General features: G+C 29.1%; 14 protein-coding genes. 11 read left to right on the top strand and 3 right to left on the bottom strand.

Going from position 1 to position 15,449, the window contains the following annotated elements; translation table 11 throughout:
• The first annotated feature begins 89 nt into the window (after positions 1-89).
• From mutS to KEC93_RS13190, 4 genes are all read left to right on the top strand, one after another.
• Complete coding sequence (gene mutS, locus KEC93_RS13205; RefSeq protein ID WP_077869107.1) at positions 90-2,876, top strand: DNA mismatch repair protein MutS; 2,787 nt, start codon at positions 90-92, stop codon at positions 2,874-2,876.
• 166 nt (positions 2,877-3,042) lie between these two features.
• Positions 3,043-3,900, top strand: coding sequence for a pentapeptide repeat-containing protein (locus KEC93_RS13200; protein WP_077869106.1), 858 nt, complete (start codon positions 3,043-3,045; stop codon positions 3,898-3,900).
• Positions 3,901-4,065: 165 nt separating this feature from the next.
• Positions 4,066-4,716: a leucyl/phenylalanyl-tRNA--protein transferase gene (gene aat, locus KEC93_RS13195; RefSeq protein WP_077869105.1), complete on the top strand. Its 651-nt coding sequence runs from the start codon at positions 4,066-4,068 to the stop codon at positions 4,714-4,716.
• A gap of 161 nt (positions 4,717-4,877) precedes the next feature.
• The gene (locus KEC93_RS13190; RefSeq protein WP_077869104.1) at positions 4,878-6,041 is read left to right on the top strand and encodes a class I SAM-dependent methyltransferase; all 1,164 of its coding nucleotides are present in this window, start codon (positions 4,878-4,880) and stop codon (positions 6,039-6,041) included.
• A 49-nt stretch (positions 6,042-6,090) separates the two neighbouring features.
• Here the strand turns inward: KEC93_RS13190 and KEC93_RS13185 are convergent, their stop codons facing one another.
• A complete protein-coding gene (locus KEC93_RS13185; protein ID WP_172462776.1) occupies positions 6,091-6,246 on the bottom strand; it encodes a hypothetical protein in 156 nt (51 codons plus the stop codon).
• A 381-nt stretch (positions 6,247-6,627) separates the two neighbouring features.
• Here KEC93_RS13185 and mutL point away from each other — a divergent pair, with 381 nt between their 5' ends.
• The 4 genes from mutL (at position 6,628) to KEC93_RS13165 (ending at position 11,259) form a co-directional block, all read left to right on the top strand.
• Positions 6,628-8,622, top strand: a complete 1,995-nt coding sequence (gene mutL / locus KEC93_RS13180) for a DNA mismatch repair endonuclease MutL (protein ID WP_077869103.1) — start codon at positions 6,628-6,630, stop codon at positions 8,620-8,622.
• A 60-nt stretch (positions 8,623-8,682) separates the two neighbouring features.
• Complete coding sequence (gene miaA, locus KEC93_RS13175; RefSeq protein ID WP_077869102.1) at positions 8,683-9,612, top strand: tRNA (adenosine(37)-N6)-dimethylallyltransferase MiaA; 930 nt, start codon at positions 8,683-8,685, stop codon at positions 9,610-9,612.
• Positions 9,613-9,656: 44 nt separating this feature from the next.
• Positions 9,657-9,902, top strand: coding sequence for an RNA chaperone Hfq (gene hfq / locus KEC93_RS13170; RefSeq protein WP_012058774.1), 246 nt, complete (start codon positions 9,657-9,659; stop codon positions 9,900-9,902).
• A 64-nt stretch (positions 9,903-9,966) separates the two neighbouring features.
• The gene (locus tag KEC93_RS13165) at positions 9,967-11,259 is read left to right on the top strand and encodes a methionine gamma-lyase family protein (protein ID WP_077869101.1); all 1,293 of its coding nucleotides are present in this window, start codon (positions 9,967-9,969) and stop codon (positions 11,257-11,259) included.
• A gap of 147 nt (positions 11,260-11,406) precedes the next feature.
• Here the strand turns inward: KEC93_RS13165 and lexA are convergent, their stop codons facing one another.
• Entirely contained in the window at positions 11,407-12,012 is a 606-nt protein-coding gene (gene lexA / locus KEC93_RS13160) for a transcriptional repressor LexA (RefSeq protein WP_039768911.1), read from the bottom strand.
• Positions 12,013-12,251: 239 nt separating this feature from the next.
• Between lexA and KEC93_RS13155 the strand changes: the two genes are divergently transcribed.
• The 3 genes from KEC93_RS13155 (at position 12,252) to KEC93_RS13145 (ending at position 14,141) form a co-directional block, all read left to right on the top strand.
• Positions 12,252-12,755: a free L-methionine (R)-S-oxide reductase MsrC gene (locus tag KEC93_RS13155; protein ID WP_017211607.1), complete on the top strand. Its 504-nt coding sequence runs from the start codon at positions 12,252-12,254 to the stop codon at positions 12,753-12,755.
• Positions 12,756-12,902: 147 nt separating this feature from the next.
• The gene (locus KEC93_RS13150) at positions 12,903-13,337 is read left to right on the top strand and encodes a hypothetical protein (RefSeq protein ID WP_012058770.1); all 435 of its coding nucleotides are present in this window, start codon (positions 12,903-12,905) and stop codon (positions 13,335-13,337) included.
• Between the two features lie 96 nt (positions 13,338-13,433).
• Positions 13,434-14,141, top strand: coding sequence for a hypothetical protein (locus KEC93_RS13145; RefSeq protein WP_077869100.1), 708 nt, complete (start codon positions 13,434-13,436; stop codon positions 14,139-14,141).
• A gap of 132 nt (positions 14,142-14,273) precedes the next feature.
• Here the strand turns inward: KEC93_RS13145 and KEC93_RS13140 are convergent, their stop codons facing one another.
• Positions 14,274-15,263 carry a tyrosine recombinase XerC gene (locus KEC93_RS13140; protein WP_077869099.1) on the bottom strand — a complete coding sequence of 330 codons (990 nt, stop codon included), beginning with the start codon at positions 15,261-15,263 and terminating at the stop codon, positions 14,274-14,276.
• Positions 15,264-15,449 lie beyond the last annotated feature (186 nt).

Here is a 15,449-nt window from a genome sequence, read left to right as displayed (position 1 = left end):
AATTTATATAAATATTACTTTAAATTAAATATATAAATCTAGGTCGAGAAATAATTTAACCTAGCTACATAAAAAGGAGGAAATTAATTATGGCTTTAACGCCAATGATGGTTGAATATATGAAAACAAAGGAGGAATACAGTGATTGTATTCTATTTTATAGATTAGGTGATTTTTACGAAATGTTCTTTGATGATGCAATAACTGTATCTAGAGAACTTGAGTTAGTTCTTACAGGAAAAAATTGTGGTCTTGAGGAAAGAGCTCCTATGTGTGGAATACCACATCATGCAGCAGCAGCATATATACCAAGGCTTGTTAATAAGGGGTATAAGGTAGCAATATGTGAACAGCTTGAAGATCCAAAGGAAGCAAAAGGAATTGTAAAAAGAGGTGTTGTAAAAATAATTACACCAGGAACATTCATAGATGCTAATAGTTCTCTAGAAAATGATAATACATATTTAATGACTATATATGAAAGCGATGAAAAAATAGGTTTAGCAGTTTCGGATATAAGTACTGGCGAATTTAAAACAACTTCCTTTGATAATATAAAGATAACCTTATTAGACGAGATTTCAAAGGTTGCACCTAAAGAAATTTTAGTAGATAAAAACATTAGCCAATCTTTAATAGATGATATAAAGGGTATAACTACTGCACTTATTACAGAGAAAGACTTTAATGAATTTATCGTATCAAAAGAAGAAATTATAGATCAATTTTCGGATTTAGAGGTTTCCGGATTAGTAAATGAAAGAGAAATTTCAAGTAGAGTACTACTTAAATACATATATGAAACTCAAAAAATGAGTTTAACTAATATAAATTTGCTAGAACAATATGAAATAATTAATTACATGACAATCGACGGAAATTCAAGAAGGAATTTAGAACTTACTGAAAGTATACGAGAGAAAAGCAAAAAAGGGTCTCTTTTATGGGTTCTTGATAAAAGTGCTACATCTATGGGTGGTAGAACAATTAGAAAATGGATTGAAGAACCGTTAATTATTAAATCTGAAATAGAAAAAAGACTAAGTGGTGTTAGCGAAGCATTTAGTTCAATTAGTTTTAATGAGGATTTAAGAAGCTCTTTAAAAGATATTTATGATATAGAAAGAATTGTCGGTAAAATTTCAAATAAAAATGTGAATGCAAAAGATATGTTATCTCTTAAAGCTTCATTAGATAAATTACCATCTATAAAAGAACTTTTAGGAACTGCTAATTCAGAACTGCTAAAAGAATATTATGAAAATTTAGATGAACTATCAGACATAAGAGAATTACTTGAATCCTCCATTAAAGAAGAGCCCTCTTTAAGTATAAAAGAAGGAAATATAATTAAAGATGGTTATAATTCTGAAGTTGATGAATTAAGACAGTCAAAGCTTCATGGTAAGGAATGGATTGCGGCTCTAGAAAATCGTGAAAGAGAATTTACCGGAATCAAATCTTTAAAGGTAGGTTATAACAAAGTATTTGGATATTACATAGAAATTTCAAAATCAAATTATAATTCTATTCCAGAAGGTAGGTATGTGAGAAAGCAAACTCTTGCAAACGCTGAGAGATATATAACAGAAGAACTTAAAATTATGGAAGATAAAATTCTAGGCGCAGAAGAGAAGCTTATAAACTTAGAATATTCTTTATTCACTGATATAAGAGATTCCATTGAGAAGGAAATTGCAAGACTAAAAAAAAGTGCTAGAATAATTTCTAATCTAGATGGTATTTCCACCTTGGCATTAATCGCTCTTGAAAATGATTATATAAAACCTGAAATCAATGAAGATGGAATTATCAAAATAGTAGATGGCAGGCACCCAGTTGTTGAAAAGGTAATTGGAAGAGGTGAATTTGTTTCCAACAATACTACCTTGAATCAAAGTGATAAGGAATTGCTATTAATAACTGGGCCTAACATGGCAGGTAAATCAACCTACATGAGACAGGTTGCCCTTATTACGTTAATGGCCCAAATAGGATCTTTCGTACCAGCTTCTAGCGCTAATATTTCAATTTGCGATAAGATATTCACTAGAATTGGAGCTTCTGATGATTTAGCTGGTGGTAAATCCACATTTATGGTTGAAATGTGGGAAGTATCAAATATACTTAAGAATGCAACTTCTAAAAGTCTAGTATTATTAGATGAAGTAGGGCGTGGAACATCAACTTATGATGGACTTTCGATAGCTTGGTCTGTCATTGAATACATAACTGGTAATGAAAATTTAAGATGCAAAACTTTATTTGCAACACACTATCATGAATTAGTAAAACTTGAAGGAGTTTTACCTGGTGTTAAGAATTACTCTGTAGCTGTTAAGAAAATGAAAGATAGTGTAATCTTCTTAAGAAAGATAGTCGAAGGCGGTGCGGATGAGTCATACGGTATAGAAGTTGCAAAACTTGCCGGTCTTCCTGATGATGTTATTAATAGAGCAAAAGAAATTCTTCTAGGACTTGAAGGCGAAAATAATTTTGATATACACAAAGTAACAAACACTGAAATCATAGAAAATGAGGTTGCTGTAGATATAAATCAAGCCAATAATGTAGTTACTATTACTGAAAAAGCCTGTGAAAGTAAGAGTGAATATATAGAAAAAGTTGAAGCAAAAGACTCTTTTGATAAAGCAGAAAGTAATAAAGATGATCATAGAATTGATGAAAAGACTGAAAATTCATCTAAAAAACATAAGAATAAGGACTCTTCTAACAATATGCAATTAGATTTTACTTTTATAGAAAAAGAGGCATTTCTAAAAGAAGTTAGCGAAGTTGATATATTAAGTTTAAATCCTATGGAAGCTATGAACACTCTATATAGATTAGTTGCTGAAGCTAAAAAATTAAAATAAAAACTTTCTAATCCTATTAAAGTAGTTTAATAGTTCCAATTATGTTAAAATAATTCTAAATGCAGTTGGAACATAAGTTTTTAAATACATAATACAATATTTTAATACTAAATTACTTGCTATAAGTTATGACTGCGTTATATATAATATTACGGGGTGAGTTACTTTGACATATATAAACGAAAATACATTTGAAGAAGAATTATTTGAAGATCTAAAAATTAATTGCCAAAAATGCTTTGGTTTTTGTTGTGTTGCATTATATTTTTCGGCTTCAGACGGATTTCCAAACAATAAAATCGCTGGAAAGCCTTGCTTAAATTTGCAATCAGATTTTGGTTGCTCTATTCATAAGGATTTGAGAAAAAAAGGACTTAAAGGTTGTACAACTTACGACTGTTTTGGTGCTGGACAAAAGGTTGCTCAAATTACATATGCTGGACATAATTGGAGAGAAAATCCTGAATTATCCGATAAAATGTATGAAGTCTTTTTGATTATGAGACAGCTTCATGAAATGTTGTGGTATCTAAAACAAGCTTTATCATTTCAAACTAATGAAAAGATAAAAAATAAAATAAATGATCTAATAACTGAAACAGAAGATATTACTAAATCAGCACCCGACCTCCTTATGATTTTAGATATAGAGGTGCATAGAGATAATGTTAATGCGCTACTCAGGCAAACAAGCGAATTTGTTAGGGCCAAAGCGCTTGGTAACGGTAAAACTAACTTAAAACGTAAAAAAACAATTGCTGGCAGATTGGATTGCATTGGTGCAGATCTTAAAAAGATTAATCTTAAAGGCGCGGACCTAAGAGGGGCATTTCTCATAGCAGCAGATCTTAGAGGAAATGATTTGAGTTATGCGGATCTTATTGGAGTTGACTTACGTGATGCAGATATTAGAGGTGCTAATCTTAAAGATAGCTTATTCATTACGCAATCTCAGATTAATTCAGCGAAAGGAGATTCTAATACAATCTTACCAAAGTCAATAATGCGTCCAACTTCTTGGTAAAGGAATCAATGTTAGATTTTTATAAAATGTTATAATCATAAAGTATTTTGCATTTTTAACAAAAATAAGCTTTTACAAGCTTATTTTTTTGCAAAGAATTATTTAAGTATTAGAATATGATAGAATAATTTAAAAGAAGAATTAAAATACAAGGAAGTGAATATAATGCCTATATTTAGACTAACAAATGAGATATTATTTCCTAATCCTGAGCTTTCAGAAAAAGATGGACTTTTGGCAATTGGAGGAGATTTATCATTAGAAAGACTGCTATTAGCTTATTGTAATGGTATATTTCCATGGTATAACGAAGGTGAACCGATTCTTTGGTGGTGTCCCAAGCCAAGATTTATATTAATACCAGATGAAGTTAAAATTTCTAAATCAATGAAGAAAATTATAAAAAAAGAGATGTTTCATGTAACTTTCAACAAAGATTTTTATGGTGTAATTAGTAATTGCAAGGATATACGAGAAGAAAATAATGAGGGAACTTGGATTAATAGTGATATGAAGGAAGCATATGTAAATTTGTTTAATAAAGGCTATGCAATGAGTGTTGAGACATACATAAATGGAGAGCTAGTGGGAGGCTTATATGGCGTCAAAATAGGAAAATGCTTCTTCGGAGAGAGTATGTTTTCTAAGGTAAGTAATGCATCTAAAATAGCATTAATAAAGCTTGCAGAAAAACTAAAAAACGAAAATTTCATATTTATAGATTGCCAGATGCATACAAAACATTTGGAAAGTATGGGTGGAAAATTTGTAGAATGGGATACTTTCAAGGAATTATTAAAAAAAGGTATACTGTAGTTGCAAGATTGACCTAACTAAAAAATTTTCAAGTCTGAAATTATCTATAAATAATCATAGTATTATAGATAAAATTAATATAAAATATAAAAATAGGTTTAAAAACTAATATATTAATACTGTTAGTAAACAAGATTATTGAATATAAGGTGAGTTGAAGTATGGAAGAGTTAAAAAAAGCGATTAAAGAAATAATAGAAGACAATGTTATAAAGCTAGTTATTAGCAATAAAACAAATAAAAATTTTGAATATAATAAAATAGTTATATATCTCAAAGAAAATAATAAAAGAACGTACTATCAAATAGAAAAATATACTGATAAGCAAGTGTTCCATGAAAACATTGATACAGATATTTTGGAAGATAGAATTATAGAGTATGTGGAACCAAATTATAAGCAAATTTCTGCATGGTCAAATTCGGCTAGCTTTGAGGTGAAAATATCAAAAAAGGGTAAGGTTCTATTAAGTAAGAAAAAAAGTGATAATCAAAAAACACTTAGCAAAGCGCATAATAAAGAAAAAAATTATATATTAAAAGAGGGTATGATTATTGATCCATTAATAGATTTAGGTGTATTTACAAAAGAGGGAAAAGTAGTTAACTCAAAGTATGATAAATACAAGCAAATTAATCGTTTTGTTGAAATTATTGATGATGAAATCAAGAAAAATGATTATAAAGAACTTACTGTTTTAGATTTTGGTTGTGGAAAATCTTACTTAACTTTTGTATTGTATTATTACCTTGTAGAAATAAAGAATATTAAAGTAAAGATGATTGGATTAGATCTTAAAGCCGATGTTATAAAAAAATGTAATGATATAGCCCAAAGTTATAACTATGAAAATTTACACTTTGAACTTGGAGATATAAATGGATTTAAATATAATAATAAAGTTGATATGGTAATAACATTACATGCATGTGATACTGCTACTGATTACGCATTATATAATGCTATAAAATGGAATGCCAAATTAATATTCTCTGTCCCTTGTTGTCAGCATGAATTTAACGCCCAAATGAAGACAGATTCACTGTCAATACTAACAAAGTATGGAATAGTTCAAGAAAGAATTGCAGCACTTATGACTGATTCTGTTAGAGCTAACCTTTTAGAAAGCATAGGATACAAAACACAACTTTTAGAATTTATTGATATTGCACATTCTCCTAAAAACATATTGATTAGAGCCTCTAAGTCTAATATATCTAAGGATAAAAAAGAAAAAGCGTTATTAGAAGTTGAAAATTTAATTGGTCAATTTAATTTTAATCCTACATTATATAATCTGTTGAAAGATGATAATTTAATTTAAAATCCATAAATCCACGACATTATTTAATTTTTGTCGTGGATTTATGATTTTAGTGTCTTTTCTTTTTAAATTCAGTATGAGAAGAAGGCTCAGCTTCCCCAAATGGACTTTCTTGATGTGCTTTTTCTTTTACTACCTTATTATAATTTTGTGATGCTGGATCAGATACACTTTTATTTGAATTATAAAAATCTTTATCATTCATATTAAAGCCTCCTTATAGAAAATATTTAATTTCTAATATTAGCTTAACCATATTAACAGCAAATATTATTTATTGTAAATATATTTTGTGTTTAGATTGTTACTTATATGTAAATTAAATATAATCTTGTTCTAATGGAAATATTAATAGAAATACTAAAATCATTTAGAGTATAAAATAAAAAGCATAGTTAAAAAGATATATTCGAATTATAACTCATTCCTATACCAGTATTTCAATATTATTGAATATATTAAACAAGTATGTAATAATAACAATGTATTAGAAATAAGTTCATGTGTTCATTAGGAAGGCTTATTGGGAAGTGATTTTCTCATTTGCATTTTACGCCCATAAGCATTGAAAGGAGGAAAGGACATCTTGAAGAGAATAAATATATTAAATGAAGACACAGCAAATAAAATTGCAGCAGGAGAAGTTGTAGAAAGACCAGCGTCAGTAGTCAAAGAGTTGATTGAAAATTCAATTGATGCAAATTCTAAAAACATAATCATTGAAATAGAAGAAGGTGGAATTTCTCTTATTAGAATAATAGATGATGGAGACGGAATCTATAAAGATGATATAGCGAAAGCATTTCTTCCGCATGCTACAAGCAAGATACAAGCGTCAGAAGATATTTATAATATACATACTCTTGGATTCAGAGGAGAAGCACTGCCATCTATAGCATCTGTAGGTAAAGTTAATTTAAAGTCTAAGCAGGATGAAGAAGCCTTTGGGTATGAAATATCTATTGAAGGCGGTAAAGCATCAGAAGTAACAGAGTGTGGAATAAATAAAGGTACCATACTAGAAGTGCAAGATCTATTCTTTAATGTTCCTGCTAGGAAGAAGTTCTTAAAATCTGTATCAAAAGAGAGTTCATTAATAAATGATATAGTAACAAGATTATCACTTGCAAATCCTAAAATAAGTTTTAAATTGTATAACAATCATAAAAAAGTATTACATACCTTTGGTAATGGAGATCTTAAGGATGTAATAAGAACTATATATGGTAAGTCTATAACAGATAATATACTTTACTTTAGTGATAGTTCCGATTTAATAACTGTTTATGGTTATGTAGGAACTGAGGAAATAGCTAGAGGATCAAGAAATAATCAAAGTATTTTCGTAAATAGAAGATACATAAAAAATAGGGCGTTAGCAATAGCTGTAGAGCAAGCATTTAAGTCATTTTCAACAGTAAATAAATTTCCGTTCTTTATATTATTTATAGAAGTATATCCTGAATATGTAGATGTTAATATTCATCCAACAAAGGCTGAAATAAAATTTAATGATGAAAGAATGATATTCAAAAAGATTTTTGGAGCAGTTCATACTGCATTAAAAAATGAAGTTTTTGAGACTTTTGCGATAAAAGAAGAAGAAAATACAAAAAAAGAACCACTACCAACATTTGAGGAGATTACTTTTAAAATAAAAGAAGAAGAAGAAAAGGTTAAATTTGCAAGTTCTGCAGCAAAGACTTTAATGTCTCAAGGAAAAGACCTTAAGGCTAATAACGAGAGTAGCTTTAAAAGTGTATATGATCCAAGCTTGAATAATATTAATAAAACAATAGTTGAGGAAAGCACTGATTATAACAAGGAAAATGAAGAGCCTATAAGTATTCCTGTAGATCTTAAACCTAATTCATATATAGAAAATTTGGTGGATGAGTATAATGATAATGCAGAAGATGAAATAAAATCTAATTCTGAACCTATAGAAAACGTAATTACAGAAAACAAATACGAAAATATTAAGCCAAATCCTATTGCTAAGTTTCCACCAATTACTATAATAGGTCAATATAATAAAACTTATATATTAGGAGAGTATGACGGTACCTTATACATGATTGATCAGCATGCTGCTCATGAAAAAATATTATTTGAAAAATATCTTAAAGAAATTGAAGAAGGTACTATTATAATTCAACCTCTTATTGTTCCAAGTATAATTGACTTGAGTATTGATGATTATTCTTATTTTGAAGAGAATAAAGACATATTTAGAGAAGCTGGTTTTTTATTAGAAGAGTTTGGTGGAAGTTCATTATCTTTAAAAGAAGTTCCGTACTTCTTAGGACGACTTAATCCTAAAAACTTGTTCCTAGATATACTTGATAATTTAAAAAATTTAGGAAACGGCAAAACAAGTGAAGTAAAACATAATGCTATTGCAACTAAAGCATGTAAAGCAGCTATTAAAGGAAATGATAAATTAGAAATGAATGAGATGATTAAATTAATTGAAGATTTAAGATATATAGATGATCCTTTTCACTGTCCACACGGTAGGCCTGTAATAATAAAATTTACAAGTATAGACATTGATAAGAAATTTAAAAGAATAATATAATGCTTTTATATTATTCTAAATGAATATAAACTTTAAAATTATTAACGAAGGGATAAAATAATGAAGCAAAAATTATTAGTTATTGGTGGCCCTACTGCAGTAGGAAAAACTGATCTTTCAATAAAATTAGCCAAAAATTTAAATGGAGAAATTATTTCAGCTGATTCTATGCAAATCTATAAATATATGGATATAGGTTCTGCAAAAGTAACTAAAGATGAAATGAACGGGATAAAGCATCATTTAATTGATGCAATAGAACCTGATACTCCTTTTTCAGTAGCAGATTTTAAGCAACTAGGTGAAGAAGCATTAGAAAAAATTATATGTAACGGAAAATTCCCAATAATATCAGGAGGAACGGGTTTATATATTAATTCATTAACTTGCAATATGACCTTTACAGAAGCAGAAAAAGATGAAATTTATAGAGAATATCTAGAAAATTTAGCATTAGAAAAGGGTAATGAATATATACATGAAATGCTTAAAGATATTGATCCTATAAGTTACAAAGAAATTCATGCTAACAATAGAAAAAGAGTTATCAGAGCGTTAGAGGTTTTTAAACTTACTAATAAGCCTTTTAGCTCATATAATGTTGGATTGGATTTTTACAATAGTGAATATGATGTATATTATTACGTACTAACTATGAATAGAGAAAAATTATATGATAGAATCAATAAAAGAGTTGATTTAATGATGGAAAAGGGCTTGCTAAATGAATGCATAAGATTAAAAGAAATGGGATATAATTCAGATATTCAATCTATGCAGGGGATAGGATACAAAGAGATATTATATTATCTAGAAGGTAAAATAACTCTAGATAAAGCAATAGATATGATAAAACAAGGATCTCGAAATTATGCTAAAAGGCAACTTACATGGTTTAGACGTGATAAAAGATGTATATTTTTAGACAAGGATATTATGAGTGATGATGAAATTTTAGATAAAGTTATTAATGACATAATAAAGAACTAGCGTTATAATATTAGTAATAAAATCACTTATGGAGGTGTTATATTTTGGTCAATAAGCAACAAAACAACCTACAAGATATATTTCTAAATAATGCGAGAAAAAATAAAATACAAATAATAATACACTTAGTAAATGGATTTCAGTTAAAAGGTACTGTAAAGGGTTTTGATAATTTCACTGTTATTTTGGATTGCGATAATAAGCAAATGCTTATATATAAGCATGCAATATCAACTATAACGCCAACTAAACCAATTTTATTTGCAGATAACGAATACGAAACTACTTAGTAAATAGGCATTTTTGCCTATTTATTTTTGAGTATTTCTAAACTTTGGAGGATGAGACTTAGATATGTTAAAAAAGACAGAAGAATTTTTAATTAAGAATTATAATATTAGCGAAAGGACATTTGAAATATATAGACAGGCTTTATCTGATACTGAAGCTCAATTTAAAGAATATGATGAAATTAGAGAATTTAATCAACTTAAAGTACTGAAAGCATTTCAATTAGAAAAAATTAGCGACTCTCACTTTACAAATACTACAGGTTATGGACTTGATGATTTAGGGCGTGACTCATTAGATAAAGTATATGCTAATATCTTTAATACTGAAGCCGGACTTGTCCGTCCACATTTTGTTAGTGGTACACACGCTATTGGATGCGCTATTGCGGGTAATGTTAGGCCTGGAGATAAGATCTTATGTGTTTCAGGACTTCCTTATGATACTTTGCTTGGGGTTCTTGGACTATCAGAGAAGAAAAACGCCGGTTCATTAGATCAATATGGAATTAAAACCGATATAGTAGATTTAGATAATAAAGGTAAATTTCAATTTGATAAAATTCAAGAAGCATTGAGAAATGATCCAAGTATTAGACTTATACATATTCAAAGAAGCACTGGTTATGCTTCAAGAAAATCTTTTCTAGTTTCTGAAATAGCTGAAGTTATTAGACATATAAGAGAAATACGAGAAGATGTAATTATATTTGTAGATAATTGTTATGGAGAATTTATTGAACCTGTAGAACCTACAGAATATGGTGCAGATATAATGGCTGGATCACTTATGAAGAATATAGGTGGAGGTATTGCTCCAGGTGGAGGATATATCGTTGGAAAGAGACAGTATGTTGATGCAGCTGCTAACAGAATGACTGTACCAGGTGTAGGAGGCGAATATGGCGCTACATATGGACTTATGAGAAGTTTATATCAAGGATTGTTCTCCGCTCCTCACGTAGCCATAGAAGCTGTAAAAACAGCAATATTCTGCGCTCGTGTAATGGAAATTGCAGGATTTAAGGTATTTCCTTCATCAACAGATAAAAGAACTGATATAATTCAAGCAATTGAATTTGGCGATGCTAAAAAATTAATTAATTTTTGTAGTGGTATTCAAGCCGGATCTCCTATAGATGCATTTGCAGTGTGTGAGCCATGGGCAATGCCTGGATATGATAGTGAAATTGTAATGGCTGCTGGCTCATTTATCTCAGGTTCAACAATCGAATTATCAGCTGATGGACCGGTTAGAGAGCCATATATAGCATATATTCAAGGTGGATTAAACTTTGATCACGGAAAAATTGGAATACTTATTGGTTTAAGCAAAGTGTTAGAAGTAGATAGATAATATCACAAATTTATCACTAGCTTCCCAATATGTAAGTAGGGATTAAATTTAAAATAGACTATTAAATTTTATAGATCATAAAATTTAATAGTCTATTAATTTACTATCTTATAATATAATTTCGAAATCAATAACAAAGTAATTTGTTTAAAATGATCTGAATATACCTACAAGTTTTCCTAAAATCATGCAATCATCTACTATTATAGGATCCATAGCATCATTTTCTGGTTGAAGTCTAATATGGTCTTTTTCTTTAAAAAATCTTTTTATTGTAGCACTATCTTCTATTAAAGCTACTACTATATCACCATTTATGGCTGCTTGTGCACTTTCTATAATAGCTAAATCATTATCTCTAATACCTGCATTAACCATGCTTTCGCCAGAAACACGCAGCATAAACAATTCTCTATCATGTTTTATAAAATCCAACGGAAGCGTAAATGTGTCTTCTATGTTTTCAGTTGCAAGTATTGGAGAACCTGCTGTAATTTTGCCTATAATAGGAATGTTAATCATTTCTTTTTTCGGCATTGAAAGTTCTGCTATTTCTAAAGCCCTTGGTTTAGAAGGATCTCTTTTAATCATTCCCTTTTTTTCTAATCTTTTTAAATGTCCATGAACAGTTGAAGTTGACCTTAAAGAGACTGCTTCGCAAATTTCTCTTACTGAAGGCGGATAACCTTTGCTCTCTGTATAACTTTTTAAAAATTCATATATCTCTGATTGCTTATCTTTTTCGTCTGACATTACAAACACCTCACTATTCTTCTAATAATTATAACATATACTATATAACATAGCAAACTTGTGTTCTAAAGTGTTTATAGGTAGTATGTATTTGGTTTAGATACAACACTAAATTGGAATACAATATATTAACTAAGTATTCCAATTAATTAAAAATGGTAGTATTATTTTATAGTAGAATAACTAAAGTTATAAAATTTTTTTTGGGACGATAGTTTCAAAGTGAGGCGGTAGTAAATATGTTTGATATTAAAATTTTTGAAGGCATGAGTACAGAAAGTAAATTAGACAACATGCTTATAATGCTTGAAGGTTTGATTCAAGGAGATGAAGATTCTCCAATAACAAAGCTTTGTAATGCATCAGCATTAATTAATGCACTTATAGATCGAATAAATTGGTGTGGATTCTATTTGGTTAAAAATAATACTCTTGTATTAGGGCCGTTCCAAGGAATGCCTGCTTGTACAAAAATTGAAATAGGGAAGGGTGTTTGCGGAAAAGCTGCATTAGAAAAAGAAACTTTACTTGTTAAAGATGTACATAATTTCGAGGGACATATAGCGTGTGATGCTGCCTCAAATTCAGAAATAGTCATTCCTATAATTAAAGAAGGAAATCTTATTGGAGTTTTAGACTTGGATAGTGAAGAATTCGAAAGATTTACTGAAGTAGAAAAGACTTACCTAGAAAAGGCTGTTGTTATACTTAGTAAATATATAGAATGGAATGATATAATTTAGATTAAATAATTAGATTGAATTTAATAATTTATCTACGTTAAATTATCTTATTCTTTATTTGATATTCTATCTTCGATAAAAAATTTGATTTAATTTATTGTTTTTGGTATAATTAAGTTTCCATAATAAAAAAATGAGGTGTTTTAAATGACATATAAATATACTGATGATGATTATTGCGATATCTATGAAAATAAAATATGTGATAATTGTGGTAAGTGTTTGCAAATCAACGGCATAGATACAAAAGCCATTAAAATAGAAGACATTGCGAAAACACAAGAAGAGAACGAATTACTAGAAGAAGAATTTTTAAATGACTTAAAAGCATCCTTAAGTGAAGATGAATTACATGAAATTAACGAAGATAAATTAGATTTAAAATCTATATATAATAAGTTTGCAAAAACATCAAATGACATTGACGTAAATGACTTTAATCTTGAAGACAGCGCTTACGAAGATGCTTTTGATCATATTGAATATTTAGATGAGATCAGTTTAGATGATGATCTGATCCTCGATGAAATGACAGAAGAAGTATATCCTGGAGTTAGAAGATTAAAAAAATCAATTGAATAAAAGAAGCTTGTAGACTACAATAAAGAAATGCATAGATTTTCGCTTTATTTCACATAATAATTTCGTAGAAGATTTCACAAGAAAGGATGAATTATTATGAAGCGAAAATCTATTTTAGCGTTGAATTTGACAGCAATTCTTTTGGTTTCAATATCTTTGTTTGGGTGTGGTACAAGAACAAATAATGATGTCACTAGACAAAACGACATAACAAACGATGGCATTAGAAGTGGAAGTGTAGATGGAACAGGTACTGGCGCTAATAATGCTCAAAATGGTACTGACGGAAACATGCAAGGTGGAACTAGCGGAAATATGCAAGGCGCAGCAGGAAATGGAACTGTAGGAGGGAATACCAATCAAAATAATGCAGTAGGGGATACTAATCAAAACAATGTAGCCGGATCGACTTCAGATACTACGAGGGATAGAACAGGTCTAACTACTAATGATACAACATACAGAGCCGCTGATTTTAAAAACGATTTCACAAATGCCGGATATGATATTAAAGAATCAACTAACACTAATAAAAATGATTATTTTAAAGGAAATGAAACAGATTATTTATTAGGTGGAGATGTAGTTAGAATATACGAGTATAATTCTCCAACAGAGCTAGAATGGGCCATCAATAGAATCGTACCAAATGGAATGAATGCTAGTAGCAATAATGCAAATAACAATGCGAGTCCTTATTATTATAGAAAGGGAAATACTCTTATCGTTTATGAAGGAAAAGAACCTGCATATGTTGACGAGTTTGGAAAAATGTACGGAAACACACTAAGACCACAACACTAAAAATATTTATATTAAGCACAAAAAGGTTACGATAGAAAATAAAGTAACCTTTTATTTTTTTAATTTAAACAATACCAAAGCATAGTAGGAGAGTAGTAGAAATCTTTTATTATAAATTTTAATAATAAAACTTTACAATTTTGAAAGAGGGTTTGATTTTACAGCATCTCTCAACGAATCATCATCAACATGCGTATAAATTTGAGTAGTCGAAATATTTGTATGACCCAATATACTTTGCAAACTTCTTATATCTACGTTTCCGTACTTATACATAAGAGTTGCAGCAGTGTGCCTCAACTTGTGTGGAGTATATTTATCATCAGTTAACCCAGCATTCGTTATATGTTTTTTTATCATTATCTCAACCGTACGTTTATTTATAGGAACATTTCTAGATGATAAAAATAAAAACTTTTTATTTTCCGATAAAGCCTTAGAGTCATCTCGAACATTTAAATAATTTGCTAAAGCTTTAAGGCATGCGTCATTTAAATAAACAGTTCTTTCTTTATTTCCTTTACCTATGATAGTAAGAGTATCATCTCTGATTTTATCAATTTGAATACTGCAAAGTTCCGAAAGCCTCATTCCGCAATTCAGAAAGAACATCAAAATACAATAGTCTCTGGAGTAATTTTTATCATTTTTGTTTAATGATTCTAATAGATGGATGCTTTGATTTAGGGTAAGGTATACAGGATGACGCTTATTTATTTTGGGCGATTCCAACTCTAAAGCCGGATTCTCTGTGATCACTTTAGCTTTCCCAAAAAGAAACTTAAAAAAAGACTTTAGAGTAGCAACTTTTCTAGCTCTAGCATATGAACTGTTATCTCTATATTTCTCTGTGAAAGAAAGGAACGCATACAAATCTCTAAGTTTTATACCTCTTAAAAACTCATCATCAATAACGCTTATATCTATATCTTCAAACTCAACAGAGTCAGAATTTACTTTCCCTTTATAAATCATCATAAATCTAAAAAATATAGTCAAATCTATTCTATACCCATCAATTGTGTTTATAGATGTACTTTTAATCGTTTCTAAATAATTTAAAAAATCAACTAAACTTTCTGGAAGATTATTATTCTTAAGAACCTGAATATCGTATTTCATTTTTTCACCTGCAACATTTATAAATTTCTTATTAATTAAGTTACAATACTAATAATTTAAATTATCATTGATAAAATTTATTCTAATAAAGTAATTTTATACTAAGTTAAAAATATTATATCAAATATCATAAATTTATGCAATTATTTCGCTAAATGTATATTTAGCGAAATAATTATTAGCTAT

This window comes from Clostridium beijerinckii (assembly GCF_018223745.1).
GTDB lineage: Bacteria > Bacillota > Clostridia > Clostridiales > Clostridiaceae > Clostridium > Clostridium beijerinckii.
The sequence above is the reverse complement of the archived record's forward strand: the minus strand, read 5'-3'. Positions and strand labels throughout refer to the sequence as shown.